The sequence below is a fragment of the Pseudomonas sp. FA-1 genome (assembly GCF_056856075.1).
This window is the reverse complement of the sequence record NZ_JBWXTH010000005.1, coordinates 37,101-62,655: the sequence shown is the minus strand read 5'-3', so window position 1 is coordinate 62,655 and position 25,555 is coordinate 37,101. Positions and strand designations below refer to the sequence as shown.

22 protein-coding genes are annotated in these 25,555 nt (G+C 63.0%); 6 read left to right on the top strand and 16 right to left on the bottom strand.

Features of this window, described 5'->3' with window-relative positions; translation table 11 throughout:
* Positions 1-4: 4 nt before the first annotated feature.
* The 14 genes from astE to acs form a co-directional block, all read right to left on the bottom strand.
* The gene (gene astE / locus AC1MHZ_RS10975; RefSeq protein ID WP_084858284.1) at positions 5-1,015 is read right to left on the bottom strand and encodes a succinylglutamate desuccinylase; all 1,011 of its coding nucleotides are present in this window, start codon (positions 1,013-1,015) and stop codon (positions 5-7) included.
* A gap of 11 nt (positions 1,016-1,026) precedes the next feature.
* Positions 1,027-1,314 carry a topoisomerase II gene (locus AC1MHZ_RS10970; protein ID WP_084858285.1) on the bottom strand — a complete coding sequence of 96 codons (288 nt, stop codon included), beginning with the start codon at positions 1,312-1,314 and terminating at the stop codon, positions 1,027-1,029.
* Between the two features lie 14 nt (positions 1,315-1,328).
* Complete coding sequence (gene astB / locus AC1MHZ_RS10965; RefSeq protein ID WP_482966344.1) at positions 1,329-2,678, bottom strand: N-succinylarginine dihydrolase; 1,350 nt, start codon at positions 2,676-2,678, stop codon at positions 1,329-1,331.
* 23 nt (positions 2,679-2,701) lie between these two features.
* Entirely contained in the window at positions 2,702-4,165 is a 1,464-nt protein-coding gene (gene astD / locus AC1MHZ_RS10960) for a succinylglutamate-semialdehyde dehydrogenase (protein WP_084858287.1), read from the bottom strand.
* Entirely contained in the window at positions 4,166-5,191 is a 1,026-nt protein-coding gene (gene astA, locus AC1MHZ_RS10955) for an arginine N-succinyltransferase (protein ID WP_084858288.1), read from the bottom strand.
* 60 nt (positions 5,192-5,251) lie between these two features.
* The gene (gene aruF / locus AC1MHZ_RS10950; RefSeq protein ID WP_084858289.1) at positions 5,252-6,271 is read right to left on the bottom strand and encodes an arginine/ornithine succinyltransferase subunit alpha; all 1,020 of its coding nucleotides are present in this window, start codon (positions 6,269-6,271) and stop codon (positions 5,252-5,254) included.
* Positions 6,272-6,411: 140 nt separating this feature from the next.
* Positions 6,412-7,632 carry an aspartate aminotransferase family protein gene (locus tag AC1MHZ_RS10945; RefSeq protein WP_084858290.1) on the bottom strand — a complete coding sequence of 407 codons (1,221 nt, stop codon included), beginning with the start codon at positions 7,630-7,632 and terminating at the stop codon, positions 6,412-6,414.
* A 346-nt stretch (positions 7,633-7,978) separates the two neighbouring features.
* Positions 7,979-9,226 carry an IS256 family transposase gene (locus AC1MHZ_RS10940; protein ID WP_482966343.1) on the bottom strand — a complete coding sequence of 416 codons (1,248 nt, stop codon included), beginning with the start codon at positions 9,224-9,226 and terminating at the stop codon, positions 7,979-7,981.
* 114 nt (positions 9,227-9,340) lie between these two features.
* Entirely contained in the window at positions 9,341-10,321 is a 981-nt protein-coding gene (argR, locus tag AC1MHZ_RS10935; RefSeq protein ID WP_084858291.1) for a transcriptional regulator ArgR, read from the bottom strand.
* A 100-nt stretch (positions 10,322-10,421) separates the two neighbouring features.
* A complete protein-coding gene (locus tag AC1MHZ_RS10930) occupies positions 10,422-11,186 on the bottom strand; it encodes an ABC transporter ATP-binding protein (protein ID WP_084858292.1) in 765 nt (254 codons plus the stop codon).
* A 22-nt stretch (positions 11,187-11,208) separates the two neighbouring features.
* Positions 11,209-11,907, bottom strand: a complete 699-nt coding sequence (locus tag AC1MHZ_RS10925; RefSeq protein WP_084858293.1) for an ABC transporter permease — start codon at positions 11,905-11,907, stop codon at positions 11,209-11,211.
* Positions 11,904-12,593 carry an ABC transporter permease gene (locus AC1MHZ_RS10920; protein ID WP_084858294.1) on the bottom strand — a complete coding sequence of 230 codons (690 nt, stop codon included), beginning with the start codon at positions 12,591-12,593 and terminating at the stop codon, positions 11,904-11,906. Before AC1MHZ_RS10920 ends, AC1MHZ_RS10925 begins: the two co-directional genes overlap by 4 nt.
* 89 nt (positions 12,594-12,682) lie before the next feature.
* Positions 12,683-13,468, bottom strand: coding sequence for an ABC transporter substrate-binding protein (locus tag AC1MHZ_RS10915; RefSeq protein WP_084858295.1), 786 nt, complete (start codon positions 13,466-13,468; stop codon positions 12,683-12,685).
* 587 nt (positions 13,469-14,055) lie between these two features.
* Positions 14,056-16,017 carry an acetate--CoA ligase gene (acs, locus tag AC1MHZ_RS10910; protein WP_084858296.1) on the bottom strand — a complete coding sequence of 654 codons (1,962 nt, stop codon included), beginning with the start codon at positions 16,015-16,017 and terminating at the stop codon, positions 14,056-14,058.
* Positions 16,018-16,434: 417 nt separating this feature from the next.
* Between acs and AC1MHZ_RS10905 the strand changes: the two genes are divergently transcribed.
* Complete coding sequence (locus AC1MHZ_RS10905) at positions 16,435-16,692, top strand: DUF2790 domain-containing protein (RefSeq protein WP_224456443.1); 258 nt, start codon at positions 16,435-16,437, stop codon at positions 16,690-16,692.
* Positions 16,693-16,739: 47 nt separating this feature from the next.
* On the opposite strand, the gene AC1MHZ_RS10900 is transcribed toward AC1MHZ_RS10905, so the two are convergent.
* Entirely contained in the window at positions 16,740-18,299 is a 1,560-nt protein-coding gene (locus AC1MHZ_RS10900; RefSeq protein WP_084858298.1) for a sigma-54-dependent transcriptional regulator, read from the bottom strand.
* A gap of 257 nt (positions 18,300-18,556) precedes the next feature.
* Between AC1MHZ_RS10900 and phhA the strand changes: the two genes are divergently transcribed.
* From phhA to AC1MHZ_RS10880, 4 genes are all read left to right on the top strand, one after another.
* Complete coding sequence (gene phhA, locus AC1MHZ_RS10895; RefSeq protein ID WP_084858299.1) at positions 18,557-19,345, top strand: phenylalanine 4-monooxygenase; 789 nt, start codon at positions 18,557-18,559, stop codon at positions 19,343-19,345.
* 41 nt (positions 19,346-19,386) lie between these two features.
* Positions 19,387-19,743: a 4a-hydroxytetrahydrobiopterin dehydratase gene (locus AC1MHZ_RS10890; protein WP_324811688.1), complete on the top strand. Its 357-nt coding sequence runs from the start codon at positions 19,387-19,389 to the stop codon at positions 19,741-19,743.
* The gene (locus AC1MHZ_RS10885; RefSeq protein ID WP_324811685.1) at positions 19,740-20,936 is read left to right on the top strand and encodes an amino acid aminotransferase; all 1,197 of its coding nucleotides are present in this window, start codon (positions 19,740-19,742) and stop codon (positions 20,934-20,936) included. Before AC1MHZ_RS10890 ends, AC1MHZ_RS10885 begins: the two co-directional genes overlap by 4 nt.
* A 229-nt stretch (positions 20,937-21,165) precedes the next feature.
* Positions 21,166-21,294: a hypothetical protein gene (locus tag AC1MHZ_RS10880; protein ID WP_263498516.1), complete on the top strand. Its 129-nt coding sequence runs from the start codon at positions 21,166-21,168 to the stop codon at positions 21,292-21,294.
* Positions 21,295-21,386: 92 nt separating this feature from the next.
* On the opposite strand, the gene ydiJ is transcribed toward AC1MHZ_RS10880, so the two are convergent.
* On the bottom strand, positions 21,387-24,407 hold the full coding sequence (ydiJ, locus tag AC1MHZ_RS10875; protein WP_482966342.1) for a D-2-hydroxyglutarate dehydrogenase YdiJ: 3,021 nt from the start codon (positions 24,405-24,407) through the stop codon (positions 21,387-21,389).
* Positions 24,408-24,557: 150 nt separating this feature from the next.
* Here ydiJ and AC1MHZ_RS10870 point away from each other — a divergent pair, with 150 nt between their 5' ends.
* A complete protein-coding gene (locus AC1MHZ_RS10870) occupies positions 24,558-25,442 on the top strand; it encodes a LysR substrate-binding domain-containing protein (protein WP_084858303.1) in 885 nt (294 codons plus the stop codon).
* Positions 25,443-25,555: the final 113 nt, after the last annotated feature.

Sequence of the window (25,555 nt, the reverse complement as noted above, 5' to 3'; positions counted from 1 at the left end):
CGAATCATGCGCCCAGCCGCTGCCCCGAGTCTGGCACGACCAGGATCCCGGCCCGTAGCCCGTTCCTGACCTTGGGGTTGGGAAAGATGATACGCGCCCCCTCCTCTTCGACGATCCAACGCATCTCGGCCAGGTCTTCGGCCAGCAGGTAGCCCTTGCTCAGCTCGGAGAAGTTCTCGATATCCGTTGGCAGGTGCAGGTGGAAACTGTCGCTGTGCTTGATGATTTCCCGGGCGACGCTGAACAATTGCAGGCCATCGAGGTTGTCGTCCCCCTCTGGCTCGGTACCTTCGATGATCTGCACCAGACGCGCCTGCAGGCGGTCGAGGTTGACCTGCTGGTTCTGTCCGAACGGCCGCGCCTTGCCCAGCTCCAGGGTGAAGGCCTCGGCTTCCAGCTGCTCGTAGGTGAAGGCACTGAAGGTGATCGACGACTTGCTTTGCAACAGCACCGCCTCCATGCCTGCAGCGCGCAAGCGCGCCAGTTCGCGCCGGGAATGCTGGCGCCCTTCTTTATAGGGATACAGGGCGAACTGTTCGATCTTCGAACCACGGATCGCCGTATGCAGGTCGTAGTGCAGGCGGGTGCGCCCGGGCAGGCTGAAGAATACCCGGGCGAATTGTTCCAGCTCCGCTGCGCGCAAGGCTTCGGCACCGCTGGACAATTCATGCCGCCCATTGAACAGACGGTTGATGTCCTGCTCGACGAAACGTTCCCCCTTGCGGATGGCCTCAGGGTTGCCGAACAGGAACAGGACCCGCGCCCGCGGCTTGATCTCGCCCCGGGCCACGCCATGCAACAGCTCGTCGAGCAACTCGATGGGCGCGGTCTCGTTGCCGTGGATACCTGCCGAGAGCAGCAGGTCCAGCCCCGTGTCCTTGCCCTCGGGCGGGCGCACCTCGAGGGCGCCCTCGCCCAGCCAGCGCAAACGCACACCCCCGACGGTCACTTGCGTCTTCTCGGCCGGCTCATGGTCGGCCAGGGTCAGGTCAAGCAGTTTTCCGAGGGCGAGCATAGGGCGTTTCCTTAGTGATCGTGACCGCAGTCCGGGCCATGCACGTGGTCGTCGTCGCCGATGTCGGCTGGTTCCATTTCCAGCTGCAGGCTGACCAGGTTGGTGGCCATGGGGCGCAGCAACAGGTTGGCGTACTCGGTATCGCCGTCCTCGACGTCGACGCCAATCAGCAGCTGGCCGCGGCCGTCCTGCTGGATCCATACCTCCTTGCCTTGCCAGACCACCGCAAAGCGGGTGCAGGAGGTTTCCAGCTGGGTGCCGTCGTTGTCTTCAAGGATCAGCCGCAGGGCATCGGACATTACAAGTTCTCTCTTCAAGGTTGGCGTTGGAACGGATAGACCGAGCCCAGCTTCAGGATCTGGGTCAGTTCATCCAGGGCCGTACGGCATTCGTCCAGCAGCTGCGGGTCGGCCAGGTCCGCCTCGCCCAGGCGATCGCGGTAGTGCTTGTCGACCCACTGGACCAAGGTGTCGTACAGCGAGGCGGTCATGATAACGCCTTGGTTGACCGCCGCCAGTTCATTGTCCTTCAAGGCCACGCGCAAACGCAGGCAGGCCGGGCCGCCACCGTTCTGCATGCTCTGCTTGAGGTCGAACACCTTGACCTCCTTGACCGGGCCGCCCTGGCTGGTCAACTGCCCCAGGTAAGACCAGACGCGCTCGTTGTTGCGGCACTCTTCCGGCACCACCAACAGCATGGAGCCGTCGTCGCGGCTGAGCAGCTGGCTGTTGAACAGGTAGGAGCGCACCGCGTCTTCCACCGTCACCGCCGCGCGAGGCACACGGATCGCCTGGAAGTTGCCGCCCTTGCTGGCCAGTTTAGCCTGCAACTGGCCAAGCACCGCGTCGGTCTCGAGGAAAGCATCTTCGTGGTAGAACAGCACTTCGCCGTTGCCCACCGAGATCACGTCGTTGTGGAACACACCCTGGTCGATCACCGCCGGGTTCTGTTGAGCGTAGACCACACCGTCGTCGGTGAGTCCATGCAGGCGCGCCACGGCCTGGGAGGCTTCGAGGGTCTGGCGTGCCGGATACTTCTGCGGTGCAGGGTAACGGCTGTCGAAGGCGCTGCGGCCATAGACGAAGAATTCCACCCCAGGCTCGCCGTAGGCGCGGCAGAAGCGCGTGTGGTTGGCCGCGCCTTCGTCACCGAACTGGGCCACGGCCGGCAGGGCTTCATGGTGGGCGAAATGCTGTTCGTTGGCGAACATGGCGCCCAGCACACGGCTGGTGGTCGGGTGCTCGATGCTGCGGTGGTATTTGCAGTTGAGGTTGGCGGCGGTGAAATGCACCCGGCCATCGGCAGTATCGGCGCTCGGGCTGACCGTGGCAGCATTGGCCACCCACATGCTCGAGGCCGAACAGCTGGCCACCAGCAGCGGCATGGCGTCCTTGGCGGCGCGGCGGATCACCTCAGCATCGCTGCCGGTGAAGCCCAGACGACGCAGCGCGGCCACATCCGGGCGCTCCTGCGGCGCCAGCACGCCCTGTTTGAAGCCCATGTCGGCCAGGGCTTTCATTTTCGCCAGGCCCTGGCGCGCCGCCTCACGCGGGTTGGACTGCTGCTGGCTGTTGCTTTGCGAAGCTACGTTGCCGTAGGACAGGCCACCGTAGTTGTGGGTCGGCCCCACCAGGCCATCAAAATTCACTTCGTAGGATTTCATCGGCAAGGCTCCGAGACCTGTTGTTATAGGGTGACGCCCGGCGTCAGGGTCGCCGGCAGGGTGAGGCTGGCGGTTTCCAACGAGGCCACCGGGTAGGCGCAGTAGTCGGCCGCGTAGTAAGCACTGGCGCGATGGTTGCCACTGGCGCCCACGCCGCCAAACGGTGCGCTGCTGGCAGCACCGGTCAGTTGCTTGTTCCAGTTGACGATGCCCGCGCGGCTGCGCAGCCAGAAGTACTGGTAGCGCGCACGCGAATCCGACAGCAGCCCGGCGGCCAGGCCGTATTGGGTGTTGTTGGCCTCGTCGATGGCCGCATCGAAGTCGGCGTAGCGGATCACCTGCAGCAGCGGACCGAAGAATTCTTCGTCCGGGCGCTCGCCCACGGCGGTCACATCGAGGATGCCAGGGGTCAGCAAGGCGGCATCGGCCTGGGGCTGGGTCATCTCCAGCAGTGCCACGGCGCCCTTGCCCAACAGCTCAGCCTGGGCGGCCATGAGCGCGCGAGCGGCCTGCAGGGAAATCACCGACCCCATGAAGGGCGCCGGTTGCTGGTCGAACGCGCCGACACTGATACTGCGGCTGACCTCGACCAGGCGCTGGACCAGCGCGTCGCCCCAGGCGCCTTGCGGCACCAGCAGACGGCGGGCGCAAGTGCAGCGCTGGCCTGCGGAAATGAATGCCGATTGGATGATGGTGTAGACCGCCGCATCCACGTCCTGGACTTCGTCCACCACCAGTGGGTTGTTGCCGCCCATCTCCAGGGCCAGGATCTTGTCCGGGCGCCCGGCGAACTGCTGGTGCAGCAGGTTGCCGGTACGGCTGGACCCGGTGAAGAACAGGCCATCGATGCCCGGGTTGGCAGCCAGGGCCACCCCCGTTTCGCGGCCACCCTGGACCAGGTTCAGCACACCGGCCGGCAGGCCGGCCTCGATCCAACACTTGACGGTCAGTTCGGCCACCTTTGGGGTCAGCTCGCTGGGCTTGAATACCACACAATTGCCCGCCAACAGCGCCGGGACGATATGCCCGTTGGGCAGGTGGCCCGGGAAATTGTAGGGGCCGAACACCGCCACCACACCATGGGGCTTGTGCCGCAGCACAGCAGTGGCGTCGGCCAACGGCCCGCTCTTTTCGCCGGTGCGCTCGCGGTAGCTCTGCACCGAAATGGCGACCTTGTTGACCATGCTGGTGACTTCGGTGGCCGATTCCCACAAGGGCTTGCCGGTTTCCTCACCGATGCATTGGGCCAGTGCATCTGCATTGGCCTTGAGCTGCTCGGCGAAGGCTTCCAGCACGCTGATGCGTGCATCCAGGCTCAGTTGCGCCCAGGCTGGGAAGGCCTGGCGCGCCGCCTGCACGGCAGCCTCTACCTGGGCCTCGTCGGCGCCCTGCCCCTCCCAGACCACAGCCTGGGTGACGGGGTTGAGCGATTGCAGGGCCTGGCCCTGCCCGGCCTGCCACTGGCCGGCGATGTAATGGGTCGTCATTTACTGGGCCTCCCGGCTGGCGGACAGCGGCACGGCGCGCACATTGTCGCCGGCGCCCAGGCGCAGGCGCTTGGCGGTCTGAGGATCGACCACCAGGGTGCCGGCTGCCAGGCGCGCAGGCGCTGCGGTGATGCGGCAGTCCTCGCGCTTGCGGTTATGAATGAGATAAGGGGTGGCGTCGTCGCCCGGTGTACCGACGGCCAACACCAGGGTCTGGCTTTCACGCACAGCGCGGATCTTCGAAGTTTCGCACTCGATGGCCGGGCCCGCGTCGAAGATGTCGACGTAGCCCTGGTAGCTGAAACCTTCGCGCTTGAGCATGGCCAGAGCAGGCTCGGTATCGGTGTGCACGCGGCCGATGACGTTGCGCGCGGCCTCTGACAGGAAGCAGGTATACAGCGGGAACTTGGGCATCAGCTCGGCAATGAACGACTTGTTGCCCACGCCGGTCAGGTAGTCGGCCTGGCTGAACTCCATCTTGAAGAAATGCCGGCCCAGGCTCTCCCAGAACGGCGAGCGGCCATGCTCGTCGGACATGCCGCGCATCTCAGCGATGATTTTGTTGCCGAACAGCTCCGGGAACTCGGCGATGAACAGCATACGTGCCTTGGACAGCAGGCGGCCGTTGAGGCCGGTACGGTAGTCGCTGCGCAGGAACAGCGAGCACAGTTCAGAGTTGCCGGTCAGGTCGTTGGCCAGGAACAGGGTGGGGATCTCGCGGTAGATCTTCAGCTCCTGGGAAGCGCTGACAGTCAGACCGACCCGGTAGTTGTACCAGGGCTCGCGCAGGCCGACGGCGCCGGCAATGGCACAGATGCCGACCACCAGCCCCTCGTCGTTTTCCAATACGAACAGGTAGTCGGTATCGGCGCGCTCGGCTTCGCCACGGAAGCTTTTCTCGGCCCAGCCGACACGGTGCCCGAGGCGGTCTTCGTTGGCCGGCAAGGTGGTCAGGCCGGTGCCGGTGCTGCGTGCCAATTCGATCAGCGCGGGTAGGTCGCTGCTGCGTACGGGACGAACGATCATGCTATCTCCTTGTGCGGCGGTCTTTGCCTGCCGCGAATCTCTCGATACCGACCCTGGGGTTCAGACGGCGACCAGGCGGACGCTGCCACCTTCACCGACGCCCAGGGCATCGGCAGCTTCACGGGTCAGGCTGACCGGCTTGCCCGGCACCCAATCCAGCTCCAGCAACACCGCGCGGTAGTCCTGCAATTGGCCGTTGCACACCAGGTAGGCGCGCCCGCCCTTGATCGGGCTGTCATCGAGCTTGACCGGCACCACCCGGCTCTGGGCGATCGAGCGAATGCCCGAGGTGCGTGCATGCAGGGTCGGGCCACCATCGAAGATGTCGATGTAGTGCTCGGTCTCGAAGCCTTCGCGCATGAGGATGTCGAACGTGATCTGCGCCCGCGGGTGGACCTGGCCCATGGCTTCCTGGGCTTCGTCCGGCAACAGCGGCACATAGATCGGGTAATGAGGCATCAGCTCGGCGAGGAAGGTACGGCTCTTCAGGCCGCACAAGCGCTCGGCGTCGGCATAGTTGAGGTCGAAGAAGTTGCGGCCGATGGCGTCCCAGAACGGCGACTCGCCCTGGTCGTCGCTGTAGCCGACGATCTCGGTGACCACCGAATCGGCGAAACGCTCAGGGTGCGAGGCCATGAACAGCAGGCGGCCACGGGAGTTGAGTTCGGCCCAGCTACTGTTCACCAGCTCCGGCAAGACATAGAAGCTGGTCAGCAGGCTGTTGCCGGTCAGGTCGTGACACAACGACAACACATGGATCTTGTTGTGGATCTTCAACTCGCGCGAGGCGTGCACGAAGGTCTCGTTGCGAAAACTGTAGAACGGCTCGGAGTAGCCTGCCGAGGCGACGATCGCCGAGCAGCCGGCGAGCTTGCCGGTCTCGCTGTCTTCGAGCACGAAGAAATAGCTCTCCTCGCCGTTGAAGCTCACTTCGGCGGCGAAGGAGGTTTCCGAGGCAGCGATCTTGTCGCCCAGGCGACCGGCGTCGTCCGGCAACGAGGTGACACCAATGGGGCTGTCGGCAGCCATACGCTGCACTTCGTTCAGGTCCGCCATTTGCGCGGGGCGCATCACCAGCATGGTGTCACTCCTTTGGGAAAACAGGCCGACAGGTCGGCACGGAAAAACGACGGGCGCGGTTTTCAACGCGCGCCCGCTCTGGAATTCAGGTATCGCCGGCCCTGGCCAGGGTCAGGGCCGGCGAAGGGACCGCAGCGCTGTCAGCCCTGGGTCAGTTTGGCCGCGGCACGCTCGAAGCGCGCCAGGCCTTCGTCGATGTCGGCATCCTCGACCACCAGGCTCGGGGCGAAACGCACCACATCCGGGCCGGCCTGCAGGACCATCACGCCCTCCTTCTCAGCGGCATTGAGGATGTCCTTGGCCTTGCCCTTCCAGGCGTCGGCGAGTACGCAACCGATCAGCAGGCCGACGCCACGCACCTGGGTGAACAGGCCGGACTGCTGGCCGATCTTCTCCAGACGCGCCTTGAAGCGCTCGTGCTTGGCCTTGATGCCTGCAAGGGTTTCCGGGGTGTTGACCACGTCCAGCACGGCGCAGGCCACAGCACAGGCCAGCGGGTTGCCGCCATAGGTGGTGCCGTGGGTACCAACGGCCAGGTGCTTGGCAAGGTCGGTGGTGGTCAGCATGGCGCCGATCGGGAAGCCGCCGCCCAGGCTCTTGGCGCTGGTCAGGATGTCCGGGGTGACGCCGTAATGCTGGTAGGCGTACAGCGAACCGGTACGGCCCACGCCAGTCTGCACTTCATCGAAGATCAGCAGGGCGTTGTGTTCGTCGCACAGTTTGCGGGCGCCTTCCAGGTAGGCTTTGTCGGCCGGCACCACACCGCTCTCGCCCTGGATCGGCTCGATCACCACGGCGCAAGTCTTGTCGGAGATCTGTGCCTTGAGTGCTTCCAGGTCGTTGTACGGCACGTGGCTGATGCCGGTGATCTTCGGACCGAAGCCGTCGGAATACTTGGGCTGACCACCGACGCTGACGGTGAACAGGGTGCGACCGTGGAAACTGTTCACGGTGGCGATGATCTCGTGCTTCTCGGGGCCGAAGCGGTCATGGGCAACGCGACGGGCCAGCTTGAAGGCGGCCTCGTTGGCCTCGGCGCCGGAGTTGCAGAAGAAGGCCCGCTCGGCGAAGGTCGCGTCCACCAGCTTGTGTGCCAGGCGCAGGGCCGGCTCGTTGGTGAAGACGTTGGATACGTGCCAGAGGGTATTGGCCTGTTCGGTCAGGGCTTTGACCAGCGCAGGGTGGCAATGGCCCAGGGCGTTGACCGCGATACCTCCGGCGAAGTCGATCAGCTCACGGCCGGACTGGTCCCAGACGCGGGAGCCCTCGCCTCGCACAGGAATGAAGGCCGCCGGAGAATAATTGGGAACCATGACCTGGTCGAAATCGGCACGTTGCACCGGGGCTTGCTCAACGGACATCTGAGTCTCCTGAAGAGGAACGCTGGCCTGGAAGTGGCGAGCGATGAGGGGATTGTAAGGACTGATCGGCGCCTGTCCTTGCTGCCAGGCGACAACTTGTTACAGCGCTAAACCTTGTTTTACAGAGGTTTTCGGCAATGCGACAAACACTGTCGCAATCGCGCAGTGTACGGGAGAGAGGGGGATGGGTGAACGGGTGTTCACGGGGAATTAAAGGTAGTGGGTGTAGGATGGAGGGCGTTGCTGTTGCGGGATGGCGAAGATCGCGCCGCGCGGGCGGCGCCGGAAGTGTCAGATTTTTTGTGTGCGGGCCGGTAACGGCCTGCCGTCAGGCAGGCCCTGATTTTCACCAGGTCGGCCTGATGAACCGATCTCCGTACAAAATCGCGAATTGATTCATCGCATTTTTCCAATCATGCGCCGCTGAGCCCCAGTTCGCCGTGATGTTTCGCAGCCCCAGCCAGATCAGCTTGGTGGCTGCGTCATCGTTCGGGAAATGGCCCCGGGTCTTGATGATCTTACGCAGCTGGGCATTGATACTCTCGATGGCGTTGGTGGTGTAGATTACTTTCCTGATGGCAGGCGGGAAGGCAAAGAAGGGAATCACTCGATCCCAGGCGCGTCTCCAGGCCGCGACGACCGTTGGGTATTGCTTGCCCCAGGGCCCATTTTCAAACTCATCGAGTGCCTGCTCAGCCGCTTCGGCGTTGATGGCCTGATAGATCGGCTTAAGTGCCTTGGCCAGTGCCCGTCGCTTGTCCCAGGCTGCAAAGTCCAGGCTGTTGCGGATCAGGTGCACGATGCACGTCTGTAGCGTCGTCTCTGGAAACACTGCGCTGAGGGCCTCTGGCATGCCCTTAAGCCCATCGGTCACGGCAATCAGCACATCCTCGACACCACGCGTCTTGAGATCGTTGAACACCTTCATCCAGAACTTCGCACCTTCGGTGTTCTCAATCCAGATGCCCAAGATATCGCGTGTCCCGTCGGGTAGAACGCCCAGTGCCAGGTAAATGGCCTTGTTGCGCACCAGGCCTTCTTCGCGAATCTTCACCCGCAGTGCATCAAAGAAAATGACCGGGTACATGGGTTCCAGCGGCCGCTGCTGCCACGCGCCAATTTCTTCCAGGACCTCGTCTGTCACAGAGCTGATGAAATCGGGTGAAACATCCGTCCCATACTGCTCGGACAGAAAGGCGCGGATCTCTCTGACCGTCATTCCACGAGCGTACATGGCGATGATCTTGTCATCGAAACCGGTGTAACGCCGCTCATGTTTGGGGATCAAAATAGGCGAAAAACTGCCGTCCCGATCACGGGGGATTTCCAGCCGCAAGGGGCCATCGCCGGTCAAAACCGTCTTGCCACTCTTGCCGTTACGTTGATTGGTTTCATCCTCTGGGCGCTGCGCGCCCGGCGGATAACCCAGGTGGTGGCCGAGCTCGGCATGCAGGGCGCGCTCGATCAAGGCCTTCTTGAACGCCGCAGAGGCATCCTCGATAGCCTCTGCAGTCATCAGGCCCTCACCGAACTGCTCCAGCAGTTCTTTGGGGATTTTGGGCAGGTCACGCAAGGGTTTCTTTTTGGTTGGCATACATGCACCTCTTACTCATGTTATGCCCGAACACAAAATTTCTGACACCCTCGCGGCGCGCGATCTTCGCCCAGGCGCCAAACCCAAGGCATACACCCCAGGCCCACCCTCCCTTCAGCCTTTCTCCGCCGGCGCCGAGCTCAACTCGAACGGGCTGCTGCTGCGTCGCTGGTTGCGGTCTTCCCGTGGCGTTGCGCCAAAGAAATTGCGGTAGGCACTGGAAAAATGTGGCCCCGAGGAGAAGCCGCACGACAATCCGATCTGGATGATCGACTTGCTGGTCTGCATCAGCATCTGCCGCGCCTTGTTCAAGCGCAGCTCCAGGTAGTACTGGCTCGGCACCCGGTTGAGGTATTGCTTGAAGATCCGCTCCAACTGGCGACGGGACACGCAGACATGCTGGGCGATCTCGTCGGTGGTCAGCGGCTCTTCGATGTTCGCCTCCATCAACAGCACCGCCTGGGTCAGCTTCGGATGGCTGGAGCCCAGGCGATTCTGCAGCGGAATACGCTGGCGCTCGCCACCTTCGCGAATACGCTCGACCACCAACTCCTCGGACACCGCCCCCGCCAGCTCCGCCCCGTGGTCACGGGCCAGCACCGCCAGCAGCAGATCGGTCACGGCCATGCCGCCACAGGCGGTCAGGCGATCACGATCCCAGTCGAACAGGTGGCTAGTGGCGATGACCTTGGGGAAACGTTCGGCGAAGTCGTCCTGCCAACGCCAGTGCACCGCCGCCCGATAGCCATCCAGCAAGCCCAGCGCCGCCAGCGGGTACACCCCGGCGGACAACCCGCCGATCATGCAGCCACTGCGCGCCAGTTGCTTGAGCGCAGCGGACAACGCCGAACCCATGGCAGATGGCGGCTCGTCCGCCAGCAGAAACAACTTGTGACAGCCTTCCAGGCGGCCATTCCACGGCTCGCCAGGCAAGCGCCAGTCACCGTCCGGGCTGGCATCGGCTTGAAGGAAGACCAGTTCGTAGACCACATCCGGGTGAACCCGCTGGGCCACCCGCAACACTTCCTCGGCCAACGCCAGGGTCAGCGGCCGGGTGCTCGGCCAGATGAGAAATCCGATTCGCTGGGTGGTCATAGGGCGTGGTCCGAAACCTGGGTTCGTTCGAGTCTGTGGCGCCGGGTCAGGCTGCGCTTTGCTGCGCAGCATGCCCTATTCTGGTGCAAAGGTGCAGCCTTTACTTCAGGCTGCCGGAGAGAAACTGCTTGAGTCGCTCCGACTGCGGGTTGACCAGCACTTCGCGCGGGCAGCCCCGCTCCTCCACCAGGCCCTTGTGCAGGAACACCAGCTGGTTCGATACCTCACGGGCAAAGCCCATTTCGTGGGTCACCACGACCATGGTCCGACCTTCCTGGGCCAGCGACTGCATGACCTTGAGCACATCGCCGACCAGCTCCGGGTCGAGGGCCGAGGTCGGCTCGTCGAACAGCATCACCTCAGGCTCCATGGCCAAGGCACGGGCAATCGCCACGCGCTGCTGCTCACCACCGGACATATGCCCGGGGAAGGCATCCTTGCGGTGGGCCACGCCGACCTTGTTCAGGTAATGCTCGGCCTTTTCCAACGCTTCCTTCCTGTTCACGCCCAGCACATGTACCGGCGCTTCGATCACGTTCTCCAGCGCGGTCATATGCGACCACAGGTTGAAGTGCTGGAACACCATCGACAGGCGCGAACGCATGCGTTGCAGTTGCTTGGGGTCGGCGGCCTTCAGCGCACCGTCCTTGCCGGCCACCAGCTTGAGCTCTTCGTTGTTGAGCAGGATCTTGCCGGCATGGGGCTGCTCGAGCAGGTTGATGCAGCGCAGGAAGGTCGACTTGCCCGAACCACTGGAGCCGATGATGCTGATCACATCGCCCGCCTTGGCCTCGAGCGAGACGCCCTTGAGCACCTCATGGCTGCCGTAGCGCTTGTGCAGGTCTTGGACTTGGAGTTTGTACATGCTGTCGGTTCTCACAGAGCGTTCAGTGCTTGCGCGGCGCCAGGTAGCTGAGCCAGCGGCGTTCGGCCATCTTGAACAGGCGCACGAGGATGAAGGTTAGGCACAGGTAGAACGCGCCCGCCGTGATATAGGCCTCGAAAGGCAGGTAGTACTGGGCATTGACGGTACGCGCCGCGCCCGTGATGTCGATCAGGGTGACGATCGATGCAAGGCTGGTGGTCTGCAGCATCATGATCACTTCGTTGCTGTACTGCGGCAGCGCTCGGCGCAGGGCCGAGGGCAACAGGATGCGCCGGTACATCTTCATGCGTGACATGCCCATCGCCTTGGCCGCCTCGATCTCGCCATGGGGCGTGGCCCGCAGGCTGCCGGCAATGATCTCGGCGGTGTAGGCGCTGGTGTTCACCGCGAACGCAAGGCAAGCGCAGAAGGTCGCACTGGACAGCCAAGGCCAGAGCACACTTTCACGCACAGCTTCGAACTGGGCCAGGCCGTAGTAGATCAGGAACAGCTGCACCAGCATCGGCGTGCCACGGATGACGTAGGTGTAAAGCCATGCGAGCAGGTTCACCAAGGGCTGCTTGGACACGCGCATCAGGCCCAGCGGGATGGCCGCCAACAGGCCGAAGAACAGCGACAGCGCCAGCAGCTTCAGGGTGGTCAGCAGGCCGCCCAGGTACAGCGGCATGGCCTCCCAGATGACGTTGTAGTCGAAGATCATAGTTCAGCCGCCTTTACGCCCACCGAGTAGCGTCGTTCGAGGTACTTCAGGGCCACCAGCGAGATGCTGGTGAGCACCAGGTACAAGGCCGCCACCGCCAGGAAGAAGGTGAAGGGTTCGCGGGTGGCGTCGGCCGCCTGCTTGGCCTTGAACATCATGTCCTGCAGCCCGACCACCGATATCAGTGCCGTGGCCTTGGTCAACACCAACCAGTTGTTGGTGAAACCAGGGATCGCCAGGCGAATCATCTGCGGCACCATGATGCGGAAGAACACCTGGCGGCTGCTCATGCCATAGGCCACCCCCGCCTCGGCCTGCCCCTTGGGAATACCCAGGAAGGCGCCGCGGAAGGTTTCCGACAGGTATGCACCGAAAATGAAGCCCAGGGTGCCGACACCCGCCACGAACGGGTTCAGGTCGATGTAGTCTTCATAACCTACCAGTGGCGCGATACGGTTGATCACATCCTGGCCGCCATAGAAGATCAGCAGGATCAGCACCAGGTCAGGGATGCCACGGATCACCGTGGCATACATATCGCCCAGCCAGGCCAGCCAGCGCACGGGCGACAAGCGCAGCGCCACGCCGATCAGGCCGAGCACGATGGCCAGGGCCATCGACGACAGGGCGAGCTGCAGCGTCAGCCACGCCCCATCGAGGATGACTGCCCCGTAGCCTTTCAACATGATGGGATTCCTCGGGACTTGGAATGAAAAATGGTGCAAACCTCAGAGCCTCTGCTGTTTGCACCATTGCACAGGTGAAACCCGACGTCTTACTGAGCTTCAGGCCCGTAGATGTCGAAGTTGAAGTACTTGTCTTGGATCTGCTTGTACTTGCCGCTGGCACGAATCGCATCGATCGCGGCATTGATACGCTCGCGATTGGCGTTGTCGCCCTTGCGCACGGCGATGCCAACGCCATCACCGAAGTACTTCACATCGGTGAACGATGGGCCCACGAAGGCAAAGCCCTTGCCAGCGTCGGTCTTGAGGAAGCCGTCCTCGAGCAGGGTGGCATCGGCCACGGTGCCATCCAGGCGACCGGCAGCGACGTCCAGGTAGATTTCGTTCTGGGTGCCATAAGGCACGACGGTGGCGCCCTTCGGTGCCAGGACCTCCTTGGCGAAGCGGTCGTGGATCGAACCGCGCTGCACGCCGATCTTCTTGCCCTGGAGCTCGGCCAGGCCTTCGCTGACGGTGGTGCCTTCCTTCATGACCAGGCGTGCCGGGGTCAGGTAGTAGCGCTTGGTGAAGTCGACCGACTTCTTGCGGTCGTCAGTGATCGACATGGACGACAGGATGGCGTCGATCTTGCGCACCTTCAGCGCCGGGATCAGGCCGTCGAATTCCTGCTCGACCCAGGTGCACTTGGCTTTCATCTCTTCGCACAGGGCGTTGCCGATGTCGTAGTCGAAGCCGGCGATGCTGCCGTCGGGTTGCTTGAAGGCGAAGGGTGGGTAGGCGGCCTCGATACCGATTTTCAACGGTTTTTCATCGGCCTGCGATACCAGGGAAAACACGGACAGCGCCAGGGCGCCAAGCAGTGCGAGCTTCTTCATCAGGTAACTCCATCGGTACAGGGCAATACAAGGCAGTTGTAACGGCTGCCCGACATGCGAATGGGTACAACGCGAGCCGCGGGGGTATCGACCAAGGTCGCAGACCACGAGCGAGTGAGTGGCATTTTAACGACAGCCCGGTGGCCGATATTTCTTCAAAGCGACAACTACTTACAGAAGCGCCTGAAACCGCGGCGGGCGATATTGACAGCTCCAGCAGAATATGCAAGAGCAAAAGAAAAATAACCTATAAGCGAAGCAATAAGTGGGCCTATTATTGGCAAAGCCTTGTATTCCGGCAAGTCCAGCGTGCCGGAGCGCAAAAATTCTCTACAGGTGCGCACTGAAATAACACATGATGTTTCGGCTCGCCCCGCTTCTGTGCGAAATGGGTGACAGGAAAGGTTACCGATGTAAGTCGAGGTAACAGAACGTAAGTACAGCAAAAACCCCGGCGGTTGCCCGGCGGGGTTCGAGGAAGAACTTGGATGGCCTTGCGGGCCCAATCGCGGGACGAGCCCGCTCCCACAGGATACGAATGTGGAAGCGGGCCTGTGCCGCGATCAAGGCGCCCAGCAGGCCTCGACTCAGGCCGAAGCCAGGCTCATCGCCTTGTGGGTATCGATCAGGTGCTGCACCACACCCGGGTCGGCCAGCGTCGAGATATCGCCCAGCGCATCGTATTCGCCGGTAGCGATCTTGCGCAGGATACGCCGCATGATCTTGCCCGAACGGGTCTTCGGCAGCCCCGGCGCCCATTGGATGACATCCGGCGAAGCGATCGGGCCGATCTCCTTGCGCACCCAGTTCTTCAGTTCCAGGCGCAGCGCCTCGCTCGGCTCCACGCCGGCATTGAGGGTGACATAGACATAGATGCCCTGCCCCTTGATGTCGTGCGGCACGCCCACCACTGCCGCCTCGGCGACCTTGGCATGGGCCACCATGGCACTTTCGATCTCGGCGGTGCCCATGCGGTGGCCAGACACGTTGAGCACATCGTCGACACGGCCAGTGATCCAGTAGTAGCCATCCTCGTCGCGACGGGCACCGTCACCGGTGAAGTACATGCCACGGAAGGTCTTGAAGTAGGTGTCGACGAAACGATCATGGTCGCCGTACAGCGAGCGCGACTGGCCCGGCCAGGAGTCCAGGATCACCAGGTTGCCTTCGGCCGCACCCTCGATCAGGTTGCCCAAGTTGTCCACCAGCGCTGGCACCACGCCGAAGAACGGGCGGGTCGCCGAGCCTGGCTTGAGCCCTGTGGCGCCCGGCAGCGGGCTGATCAGGATGCCGCCGGTCTCGGTCTGCCACCAGGTATCGACGATCGGGCAGCGCTCCTTGCCCACGGTCTGGTAGTACCAGTTCCAGGCCTCAGGGTTGATCGGCTCGCCCACCGAACCCAGCAGACGCAGGCTGGAGCCGTCGGCACCTGCGACTGCGGCCTGCCCTTCGGCCATCATGGCGCGGATGGCGGTAGGCGCGGTGTAGAGGATATTGACCTGGTGCTTGTCGATGATCTTCGACACGCGGGTGATGTCCGGGTAGTTCGGCACGCCCTCGAACAGCAGCGTGGTGGCGCCATTGGCCAGCGGGCCGTAGACGATGTAGCTGTGGCCGGTGACCCAGCCCACGTCCGCGGTGCACCAGTAGACTTCGCCAGGGCGATAGTCGAACACGCGCTCATGGGTCAGCGCGGCATAGACCAGGTAGCCACCGGTGGTATGCAGCACGCCCTTGGGCTTGCCGGTGGAGCCGGAGGTATAAAGGATGAACAGCGGCTCCTCGGCGCCCATTTCTTTCGGCGCGCAGTGGCTGGAGGCCACTTTCATCAGGTCTTCGTACCAGATGTCGCGATGCTGGTGCCAGGCGATGTCGCCACCGGTGCGCTTGCACACGATGATCTTCTGCACGCTGCTGGTTTCAGGGTTGGTCAGGGCCAGGTCGACATTGGCCTTGAGCGGGGTACGACGGCCACCGCGCACGCCCTCGTCGGCGGTGATCACCACCTTGGAGCGGCAATCGATGATGCGCCCGGCCAGGGCTTCGGGCGAGAAACCACCGAACACCACCGAGTGGATCGCACCGATGCGCGCGCAGGCCAGCATGGCCACCACGGCTTCCGGGATCATCGGCATGTAGATGGTCACCACATCGCCACGATGCACGTCCTGGCCACGCAGGGCGTTGGCGAACTTGCAGACCTGCTCGTGGAGCTCGCGGTAGGTGATGTTACGGCTTTCGGAAGGGTCGTCGCCTTCCCAGATGATGGCGACCTGGTCGCCACGCTCTGCCAGGTGACGGTCCAGGCAGTTATAGGAAACGTTCAGAGTGCCATCAGCGAACCACTTGATGTCGACATGATGATCGTCGAAGGAGGTCTGCTTGACCTTGGTGAAGGGCTTGATCCAGTCCAGGCGCTGGGCCTGCTCGCGCCAGAAGCCGTCCGGGTTGATCACCGACTGCTGGTACATGGCCTTGTAGGTGGCCTCGTCGGTCAGCGTATTGGCTGCTACCTCGGGACGAACGGGATACAGTGGAGCCGCACTCATCTGTTTTACCTCGGTGTAATAGTTGTTTTTGTATGGAAACGTTTGTAACTGTACCAGAGCGTGAAAAGCCATTCGACGTTGGTAGTAGCGAAGCGTGGGTTTTCCTGAAAATTCTTACACAATGGCTCTAGCCCAAGCCTCACAGGGCAGCCACGTGTAAATTCGAACTCGCGACCAAAGGGATTGTTACCGATTCTGTCAAAAGGCGAAAAAACTTTATCAAAACGCCATCTGTTTCCCTCCCCGGCCCCGCCCTAGAATTCATCACGCCACAACGGCAAGGCGATTAACTTCTGAAACAGCCCCCACGAAGGCAAAGTTGATCCCTCTCTCAATGTGATAGTTGAAAACTCTGATGTACTCGCGGCGCCACAAGCGCCGCGTGCCCCCTCACGACCTTAGACAGGTAAATTGAAAATGAAAGCGTTACTGGTATTGGTACTTGGCGGTTTTTGCAGCGCGGCGATGGCCGACGACGTTGCAAAGGATGCCGAGCAGATTCCGGTTGAACAGTACAGTTATTCGCAGCACCTGGACATCGCCCGGGTACTCTCCATGAGCGAGGTGCCCAACGTCTGCGAAGTGGTGCCAGCCCGCATGACCTATGAGGACTCGCAGGGCCAGAAACACATTCTCGAATACCGTGTGATGGGGAACGGTTGTTCCAACGGCTGACGATGCTCGATGGGGCTGCGCTGCAGCCCCATTTAAATACCCTTTAATTATTCCACTGTTTTATTGAGCGCATACTCTCGCAACTTATTGGCAATCGTCGTATGGGAAACGCCCAGTCGTTTGCCCAGTGCACGACTGCTGGTATATTCCGGCATCAAGGATTCCAATACGGCCTTTTCAAAACGCCCGACTATTTGCGCAAGATCCCCCTCCAGCGAAAACTCACCCAAGGGTTGTCGCGCACCATAATCCGGCAAACGGATATGCTCCCCTTTCACCACCCCGCCCTCGCACAACGACACGGCCTGGAACAGTACGTTCTCCAGTTGGCGCACATTGCCCGGCCAATGGTACTGGCTGAGCTTTTCCATCGCCGCCGGCGCCAGGCGCGGCAGCGGGCAGCCAATCTGCCGGCTGGCCTGGTCGAGAAAGTGCTGCACCAACCCTTCCAGGCCATCCATGCATTCGCGCAGGGGCGGGATGTGCAATGACAGCACATTGAGGCGGTGGTAGAGGTCCTGGCGGAACTCACCGCGGGCACACAACTCGGAAAGGTCGACCTGGGTGGCGCAAATGACCCGCACGTCCAGGTAGACCTCTTCATCGCTGCCCACCCGCCGGAAGCAACCATCCTGCAGGAAGCGCAGCAACTTGACCTGCAGGCGCGGGCTCATTTCCCCCACACCATCGAGGAACAAGGTCCCGCCTGCGGTCAGTTCCAGCAGCCCCAGCTTGCCCTCGGCGCGGGCACCTTCGAAGGCGCCCGGACCATAGCCGAACAGTTCGGTCTCGGCCATCGACTCCGGCAGGCCGGCGCAGTTGAGCGCCATCAGCGGCGCCTGGCCGCGGGGGCTTGCCAGGTGGCAGGCACGAGCGAGCAGCTCCTTGCCGGTTCCGGTTTCACCTTCGATCAGCAGGGGGGCATCCAGCGGCGCCATGCGCCTGGCCTCGCGCACGACCGCTGCCATCACTCGCGAGCTTTGGAAGATGCTGTCGAAGCCACGCAACTCCTGCTTGCGCACGTTATAGATGCGCTCACCGATGCGATCGGCCCGGTGCAGGGTCAGCACGGCACCGGCCAACGCTTCGCTGTCATCGTGCTCGGACTGCAGCGGCGCGATATCGGCCAGGAAGACGTCGCCCTTGACCTTGATCCGCAGGCCATTGATGCGCGACTTGTTGGCCCGCACCAGTTCTGGCAGGTCGAAATCCTCGACGTAGCGGTCAAGCGGGATGCCCGGCACCTCGTCGACCCGCACCCCCAGCAATTGAGCGGCACTGCGGTTGGCGGCAACGATACTGCCACCCATGTCGATCGACAGCACCGGGAAATCCAGAGCACCGAGCAACGCATTGAGCTCCATGTGCCGTCGTTCGCTGGGCATCAGGCCGACCCGCTTGACCCCGAACACGCCGGCGATCGATTCGAACTTCGGCCGCAACGCCTGGAACTGCAGGTTGATCAGGTTCGGGCAGTGCAGGTAGATGGCATTGCCATGGTCGCCGCCGACCTCCCCGCGCAAGACGTTGATGCCGTATTCCACCAACAGATTGAGGATGTCCCGCAGGATGCCGATGCGGTTCTGGCAATGCACTTTGATACGCATGGAAAAGCCCCGAGGCGCGCGGATTTTTTCAGCGGCCGATGGAAAAGTCGTAAAGATAAGCTGACAAAAACAGCATAGTCGCCAGCTGGATGTGCGTGATTTTCCGGGATATCAGGCTTTTTGTAAAATTATCGTTACAAAAATAGGCGATGGGCTACTGCCACCGCGAGCCCGCACCCCGTGCAAATACGTCAACAGGGCGATATTCCTAGGGCATGTCCTGAACATAACAAGAATGCCCTCACCAGGAGAGCCACATGAAACAGACGCAATACGTGGCACGCGAGCCCGATGCGCATGGTTTTATCGACTACCCGCAACAGGAACACGCGGTGTGGAACACCCTGATCACCCGTCAGCTGAAGGTGATCGAAGGCCGCGCCTGCCAGGAGTACCTGGACGGCATCGACCAGCTCAAGCTGCCCCACGACCGCATCCCCCAGCTCGGTGAGATCAACAAGGTGCTCGGCGCCACCACCGGTTGGCAGGTCGCCCGCGTGCCAGCCCTGATTCCCTTCCAGACCTTCTTCGAACTGCTGGCCAGCAAGCGCTTCCCGGTGGCCACCTTCATCCGCACCCCGGAAGAGCTGGACTACCTGCAAGAGCCGGACATTTTCCATGAGATCTTCGGCCACTGCCCGCTGCTGACCAACCCCTGGTTCGCCGAGTTCACCCACACCTACGGCAAGCTGGGCCTGGCGGCCACCAAGGAGGAACGCGTCTACCTGGCCCGCCTGTACTGGATGACCATCGAGTTCGGCCTGATGGAAACCCCGCAAGGCCGAAAGATCTACGGTGGCGGTATCCTGTCCTCGCCGAAGGAAACGGTCTACAGCCTGTCCGGCGAGCCTGAGCACCAGGCCTTCGACCCGATCGAAGCCATGCGCACCCCGTATCGGATCGACATCCTGCAGCCGCTCTACTTCGTCTTGCCCGACCTCAAGCGCCTGTTCGACCTGGCCCACGAAGACATCATGGGCATGGTTCACCAGGCCATGAAACTGGGCCTGCACGCACCGAAGTTTCCACCCAAGGCAGCCGCCTGAGCCGCCTTGCCGATAACAACTCAAAACGGAAAAAGACACCCATGAATGCCTTGAACCAAGCCCACTGCGAAGCCTGCCGTGCCGACGCGCCAAAAGTCTCCGACTCGGAGCTGGCCGAACTGATCCGCGAAATCCCGGATTGGAACATCGAAGTCCGCGACGGCCACATGGAGCTGGAACGCGTCTTCCTGTTCAAGAATTTCAAGCATGCCCTGGCGTTCACCAACGCGGTCGGTGAAATCGCCGAAGCCGAAGGCCATCACCCAGGCCTGCTGACCGAGTGGGGCAAGGTCACCGTCACCTGGTGGAGCCACTCGATCAAGGGCCTGCACCGCAACGACTTCATCATGTGCGCGCGCACCGACGAAGTCGCCAAGACCGCCGAAGGACGCAAGTGATGCATTTCGCAGCCATTGGCCGGGTCCCTGGCGACCCGATCCTCGGGCTGATGGAAGCCTATGCCCGTGACAACAACCCGGCGAAGTTCGACCTGGGCGTTGGCGTGTTCAAGGATGCCCAGGGCCTGACGCCAATTCCCGCGGCGGTCAAACAGGCCGAACAGCGTCTGGTGGAGCAGCAAGCCACCAAGAGCTACGTCGGCGGCCATGGCGACGCGGCGTTCGGCCGCCTGGTCAGCGAGCTGGTGCTGGGCAGTGCCTCGCCACTGCTTGCCAGCCAACGCGCCGGCGCCACCCAGACCCCAGGCGGCACCGGCGCCCTGCGCCTGGCGGCGGAATTCATCGCCCATTGCCTGCCCGGGCGTGGCATCTGGCTGAGCGACCCGACTTGGCCGATCCACGAAACCATTTTCGCTGGCGCCAAGCTGAAGGTGTCCCACTACCCCTACGTGGGTTCGGACAACCGCCTGGATGTGAAGGGCATGCTGGCGGCCCTGGAACAGGCGCCGGAAGGCGACGTGGTACTGCTGCATGCCTGTTGCCACAACCCCACCGGTTTCGACCTGAGCCAGGACGACTGGCGCGCCGTGCTCGAAGTCGTGCGCAAGCGCAACCTGCTACCGTTGATCGATTTCGCCTACCAGGGCTTCGGCGACGGACTGGAGGAAGATGCCTGGGCGGTGCGCTTGTTCGCCGCTGAGCTCCCGGAACTGCTGATCACCAGCTCTTGTTCGAAGAACTTCGGCCTCTACCGCGACCGCACCGGGGCCCTGCTGGTATGCAGCCATGATGCCGAGAAGCTGCTGGATGTGCGTAGCCAGCTGGCTTTGCTGGCTCGCAACCTGTGGTCGACGCCGCCCGACCATGGGGCCGCGGTGGTGGCCCAGATCCTTGGCGACCCAACCCTCAAGGCCCTATGGGTCGAGGAAGTGGACGCCATGCGCCAACGCATCGCCGAACTGCGCCTGGGCCTGGTCAAGGCGCTGGAACCTCACGGTCTGGCCGAGCGCTTCGCCCACATCGCCGCGCAACGCGGGATGTTCTCTTACACCGGGCTGAGCCCGGAGCAAGTAAGCCTGTTGCGCGAGAAGCACAGTGTGTACATGGTCGGTACCGGCCGGGCGAACATCGCCGGCGCCGATGCACAGCGCCTGGAGCAGTTGGCAGCGGCGATCGCCGACGTCTGTCTGTAGGGCATTTTCGCGGGTGAACCCGCTCCCACAGGGCTTGCCAAAGCCCTTTGTGGGAGCGGGTTCACCCGCGAATAAGCCTCCCTGATTGTCCGATAACCACCCGCAAAACCGCGCCGCAAGGCGAAAAATTTCAAACTGTCATCCAGACTCCTGTATCCTGCCCGAGCTTTTCGAAGCCTCACACGCGCCTGGCGCAGTCTTTTCACTCACACTTGCGAGGAACGACGAGATGCATGAAATCCCGAATCTTCCCTTCCCAAGCCTGAACCCCGAAGAGCAAACCGTTGCCGCCCACGCCGAACCGGCGCCTGCTGTCGAGCAGGACGGTGACGATCAATCCAGCGCCGATCAGGAATAACCGCGCACACCCTCCGACAGTGTGAAAACGGCTGACTCGCGGGACCTTGCCCGTCATCGCGTTTTCACACCGTCCAGAATCCGGCTCACGCCTCAGCGTCGGGCGTACTGCAACACCACTTCCAGCGGATGGCGCAGTTGCCGCTCGGTCATGCGCTTGACCTGGCTACGGCAGGAATAGCCGGTCGCCAGCGCCTCCCCCTCCTTGTCCAGCTTGGTCGCCCAGGACTGCTCGAAGATGGTCCGCGAAGCCTCCTGATTACGCGCCTCATGCCCATAGGTGCCTGACATGCCGCAGCAACCGGTGGCCTCGGTGACCAGCTTCAGGCCCAGGCGGGCGAACACCTGCTCCCACTGGCGGGTGCTGGCCGGCACGTTGGTCTTCTCGGTGCAGTGGGCCATCAGGCGGAAGTGGCCAGCATCGACCGCAGGCTGCTCGGGCAGTACATCCATCAACCACTCCTGGGGCAGCAGCACCTTGGGGCAGCCATCCAGGCCATCGACCTTCTGGTACTCCTGGCGATACACCAGGGTCATCGCCGGGTCCAGGCCCACCAGCGGCACGTCGCACTCGGCGAGGGCCTTGAGCTGCTTGGCATTGCGGATCGCGGCCTTGGCAAAGGCACCGAGGAAGCCCTGCACGTGCAGTGGCTTGCCATTGGCGCTGTAGGGGGCCAGGAACACGCGATGGCCCAGGCGATGGGCCAGTTCGATGAACGAGGCCAGCAGTGGCGTCTCGAAATAGCGGGTGAAGGCATCCTGCACCAGCACGATGCTGCGCTCGCGCTGGGCCGGGGTCAGCTCGCGCAATGCCGGGATACTGGCCATGCCGACGCGGCAACGGCTCAGGGTCGACTGGAAGTTGAAACGGCTGATCAACGGGCTGTCGACCATACCCACCTTGTCGGCCAGCAGCTTGCTTACCCACTTCGAACCCATCACCGCGTTGTACGCCCCCGGCGCATGGGCCAGGTAGGGAATGGTGAACTCCAGCGAGCCGATCAGGTAGTCGCGCAATGGACGCTGGTAGCGGCCGTGGTACAGTTCGAGGAACCGCGAGCGGAAGTCAGGCACATTGACCTTGATCGGGCACTGCCCCGCGCACGACTTGCACGCCAGGCAGCCGGCCATGGCATCGTACACCTCGTGGGAGAAATCCTCCTGGCCATGCTTGCGTGCCCGCGCGTTGCGCAGCCGCGCCGGCAGGCCTTTGAGCCAGCCTCCCTTGTTGCGCGCCGCCGCCAGTACGTCGATGTCCGATTCGCCCTGCAGTCGCAGCCACTCGCGGATCAGCGAGGCTCGGCCCTTGGGCGAATGCTGGCGCTCGCGTGTGGCCTTCCAGGATGGGCACATGGCGTCGTTGGGGTCGTAGTTGTAGCAGGCGCCATTGCCGTTGCAGTGCACGGCGCTGCCGAAGCTCTGCCAGACGCGCTCGTCGATGCTGCGATCGAGGTCGCCACGCAGGCTGACGCCATCGACCGGCGTCAGCCCCTCGGCACTGCCCGGCGGGGTGCAGATCTTGCCCGGGTTGAGCTGGTTGTGCGGGTCGAACGCACCTTTGAGGCGCTGCAACGCCGGGTACAGCTCGCCGAAGTATTCCGGAACGTATTCCGAGCGCAGGCCCTTGCCATGCTCGCCCCAGAGCAGGCCGCCGTAACGCTGGGTGAGCGCCGCCACGGCGTCGGAAATCGGTTTGACCAGCGCGGCCTGCGCCGGGTCCTTCATGTCCAGCGCAGGGCGCACGTGCAATACCCCGGCATCGACGTGGCCGAACATGCCATAGGCCAGGCCATAGCCGTCGAGCAAGGCGCGGAAGTCGGCGATGTAGTCGGCCAGTTGCTCCGGCGGCACCGCGGTATCTTCGACGAACGGCTGCGGGCGGACCTCCCCTTCGACGTTGCCCAGCAGGCCCACCGAACGCTTGCGCATGGCATAGACCTTGGTCACCGCCTCGGCGCCCTCGGCCAGGGTATGGCCCAGGCGCTCGACGCTGGCATCGGCCTTCAGGTGATCGATAAAGGCTTGCACCCGAGCATTGACCTCGGCCGGCTCGTCACCGCAGAACTCGACGAGGTTGATGCCCAGGGTCGGGCGCTCGGCGTCGGCCGGGAAATACTCGGCCACGCTGTGCCAGACGATATCCTGCATCGCCAGCATCAGCACCTTGGAGTCCACGGTCTCGATCGACAGCGGCTTGTGCGCCATCAACGCGTTGGCATCGCGCAGGGCATCCATGAAGCTGCTGTAGCGCACGTTGACCAGTACTGCGTATTTCGGGATCGGCAGCACATTGAGCTTGGCCTCGACGACATAACCCAGCGACCCTTCGGCCCCGCACAGCACGCTGTTGAGGTTGAAGCGGCCCTGCTCGTCGCGCAGGTGCGCCAGGTCATAGCCGGTCAGGCAGCGGTTGAGCTTGGGGAAGGTGCTTTCGATCAGTTCGGCCTGGGTCTGCTGGATCTCCCGCGCCGTGCGGTACACCTCGCCCACCCGGCCAGGCGCGGCGCAGGCCTGCTCCAGCGCCGCCTCGTCGAGCGGCAGGCTGTGCAGGCGCTCGCCGCCGAGCAAGACGCTGTGCAGCTCCAGCACATGGTCGCGGGTCTTGCCGTAGGTGCAGCTGCCCTGGCCACTGGCGTCGGTGTTGATCATGCCGCCGACGGTGGCACGGTTGGAGGTGGACAGCTCAGGGGCAAAGAACAGCCCGTGGGGCTTGAGCGCCGCGTTGAGCTGGTCCTTGACCACCCCGGCCTGAACTCGCACCCAACGCTGCTCGACGTTGATCTCGAGAATCGTATTCATGTGCCGCGACAGGTCGACGACGATGCCGTCGGTCAGCGACTGGCCATTGGTGCCGGTGCCGCCGCCACGCGGGGTCAGCTTGATCTCGCGAAAACGCGGTTCAGCCATCAACGTGGCCACTCGCGCCACATCGTCGGCATCCATCGGGAATACCGCGGCCTGGGGCAGGCGCTGGTAAATGGAGTTGTCGGTGGCCAGCACGGTGCGGGTGCCGTAGTCGGCGCTGATCTGGCCACGGAAGCCGCTGCCGCGCAGGGCTTCGAGGAATTCGGGGTAGTGGGCGGCAGGCGCACGGGTCGACAGCTGGGCGATCATCGAAGGATGGCCTCTTGATAGGGCTGATTCACGGAAATCCTGTCGTCCTGGCATGGGTTGCTCAGGCGAGGATGACGAATGTGCCAATGTTCCTGTAGTTTCCGGCTAGGGGCAAACGGATATTCCTGCCGCTATCGATGAGTTTCATGAATGAATTACCGCCACCTGACACCCTCGATGTCATTGCTGCTGGCCTTCGAAGCTGCTGCCCGGCATGAAAGCTACACCCGCGCCGCCGCCGAACTGTCGCTGACCCAGAGCGCGGTCAGCCGCCAAGTCCAGGCGCTGGAGCACCAGCTTGGCCTGACGCTGTTCCGGCGCGAAGGCCGCCAGGTGCAACTGACCGATGTCGGGCGCCTGTACCAGCGCGAACTCAGCGAGGCGCTCGGACGTATCCGCAGCGCGACGCTGCAGGCGTTGGCGTATCAGTCCGGCGTCGGTACCTTGCGCCTGGCCACCTTGCCCACGTTCGGCTCCAAATGGCTGCTACCGCGGCTGCATGCGTTCTATGCGGCGCACCCGGGGATGCTGGTGCACATTCATTCACGGATCGAAGCGATCAACTTCGAGACCAGCGAGATCGATGCGGCCATCGGGGTGGCGACCCATGACCTGCCCGGGTTGATCTGCCATCGGTTGCATGCCGAGGAGCTGGTGGTCATCCTGCCGCCGCAGGCCGCGACCGATGCACAAGCCTGGGGGCCGGGGCGTATCAGCGAGCAGGTGCTGCTCAACGTGGCCAACAATCCCCATGCGTGGGGCGAATGGTTTTCGCACCATGGCCTGCCCCATCGAGGAATGCGACTGGGGCCGAGCTTCGAGTTGACGTCGCATTTGATCCAGGCGGTGCGGGCAGGCATCGGGATTGGCCTGGTGCCACGGATCCTGGTGGAAGAAGAGCTGGCCAGCGGGGAGCTGTTCAGCGCCGGGGAGGCCTTTGCCAGCCAGCGTAGCTACTACCTGATCTACCCGCCGCGCAATGAGGCACTGCCTTCGCTGCGGGCGTTTCGCGGGTGGCTGTTGGGGCAGATTTGAAGCGCCTGGTTCGCAGGCCGCTTGAACGTTCAGATGTAACGGGGGCGCCACTGCCCCATCGCCGGCAAGCCGGCTCCCACAGGTATGGCGGTGTCTCTGGAAACAGCGCAGGC

Excerpts from the sequence above, each read along its gene's own strand:
- astE (WP_084858284.1), bottom strand. The coding sequence starts at position 1,015 with ATGCTCGCCCTCGGAAAACTGCTTGACCTGACCCTGGCCGACCATGAG.
- AC1MHZ_RS10970 (WP_084858285.1), bottom strand. The coding sequence starts at position 1,314 with ATGTCCGATGCCCTGCGGCTGATCCTTGAAGACAACGACGGCACCCAG.
- astB (WP_482966344.1), bottom strand. The coding sequence starts at position 2,678 with ATGAAATCCTACGAAGTGAATTTTGATGGCCTGGTGGGGCCGACCCAC.
- astD (WP_084858287.1), bottom strand. The coding sequence starts at position 4,165 with ATGACGACCCATTACATCGCCGGCCAGTGGCAGGCCGGGCAGGGCCAG.
- astA (WP_084858288.1), bottom strand. The coding sequence starts at position 5,191 with ATGATCGTTCGTCCCGTACGCAGCAGCGACCTACCCGCGCTGATCGAA.
- aruF (WP_084858289.1), bottom strand. The coding sequence starts at position 6,271 with ATGCTGGTGATGCGCCCCGCGCAAATGGCGGACCTGAACGAAGTGCAG.
- AC1MHZ_RS10945 (WP_084858290.1), bottom strand. The coding sequence starts at position 7,632 with ATGTCCGTTGAGCAAGCCCCGGTGCAACGTGCCGATTTCGACCAGGTC.
- AC1MHZ_RS10940 (WP_482966343.1), bottom strand. The coding sequence starts at position 9,226 with ATGCCAACCAAAAAGAAACCCTTGCGTGACCTGCCCAAAATCCCCAAA.
- argR (WP_084858291.1), bottom strand. The coding sequence starts at position 10,321 with ATGACCACCCAGCGAATCGGATTTCTCATCTGGCCGAGCACCCGGCCG.
- AC1MHZ_RS10930 (WP_084858292.1), bottom strand. The coding sequence starts at position 11,186 with ATGTACAAACTCCAAGTCCAAGACCTGCACAAGCGCTACGGCAGCCAT.
- AC1MHZ_RS10925 (WP_084858293.1), bottom strand. The coding sequence starts at position 11,907 with ATGATCTTCGACTACAACGTCATCTGGGAGGCCATGCCGCTGTACCTG.
- AC1MHZ_RS10920 (WP_084858294.1), bottom strand. The coding sequence starts at position 12,593 with ATGTTGAAAGGCTACGGGGCAGTCATCCTCGATGGGGCGTGGCTGACG.
- AC1MHZ_RS10915 (WP_084858295.1), bottom strand. The coding sequence starts at position 13,468 with ATGAAGAAGCTCGCACTGCTTGGCGCCCTGGCGCTGTCCGTGTTTTCC.
- acs (WP_084858296.1), bottom strand. The coding sequence starts at position 16,017 with ATGAGTGCGGCTCCACTGTATCCCGTTCGTCCCGAGGTAGCAGCCAAT.
- AC1MHZ_RS10905 (WP_224456443.1), top strand. The coding sequence starts at position 16,435 with ATGAAAGCGTTACTGGTATTGGTACTTGGCGGTTTTTGCAGCGCGGCG.
- AC1MHZ_RS10900 (WP_084858298.1), bottom strand. The coding sequence starts at position 18,299 with ATGCGTATCAAAGTGCATTGCCAGAACCGCATCGGCATCCTGCGGGAC.
- phhA (WP_084858299.1), top strand. The coding sequence starts at position 18,557 with ATGAAACAGACGCAATACGTGGCACGCGAGCCCGATGCGCATGGTTTT.
- AC1MHZ_RS10890 (WP_324811688.1), top strand. The coding sequence starts at position 19,387 with ATGAATGCCTTGAACCAAGCCCACTGCGAAGCCTGCCGTGCCGACGCG.
- AC1MHZ_RS10880 (WP_263498516.1), top strand. The coding sequence starts at position 21,166 with ATGCATGAAATCCCGAATCTTCCCTTCCCAAGCCTGAACCCCGAAGAG.
- ydiJ (WP_482966342.1), bottom strand. The coding sequence starts at position 24,407 with ATGATCGCCCAGCTGTCGACCCGTGCGCCTGCCGCCCACTACCCCGAA.
- AC1MHZ_RS10870 (WP_084858303.1), top strand. The coding sequence starts at position 24,558 with ATGAATTACCGCCACCTGACACCCTCGATGTCATTGCTGCTGGCCTTC.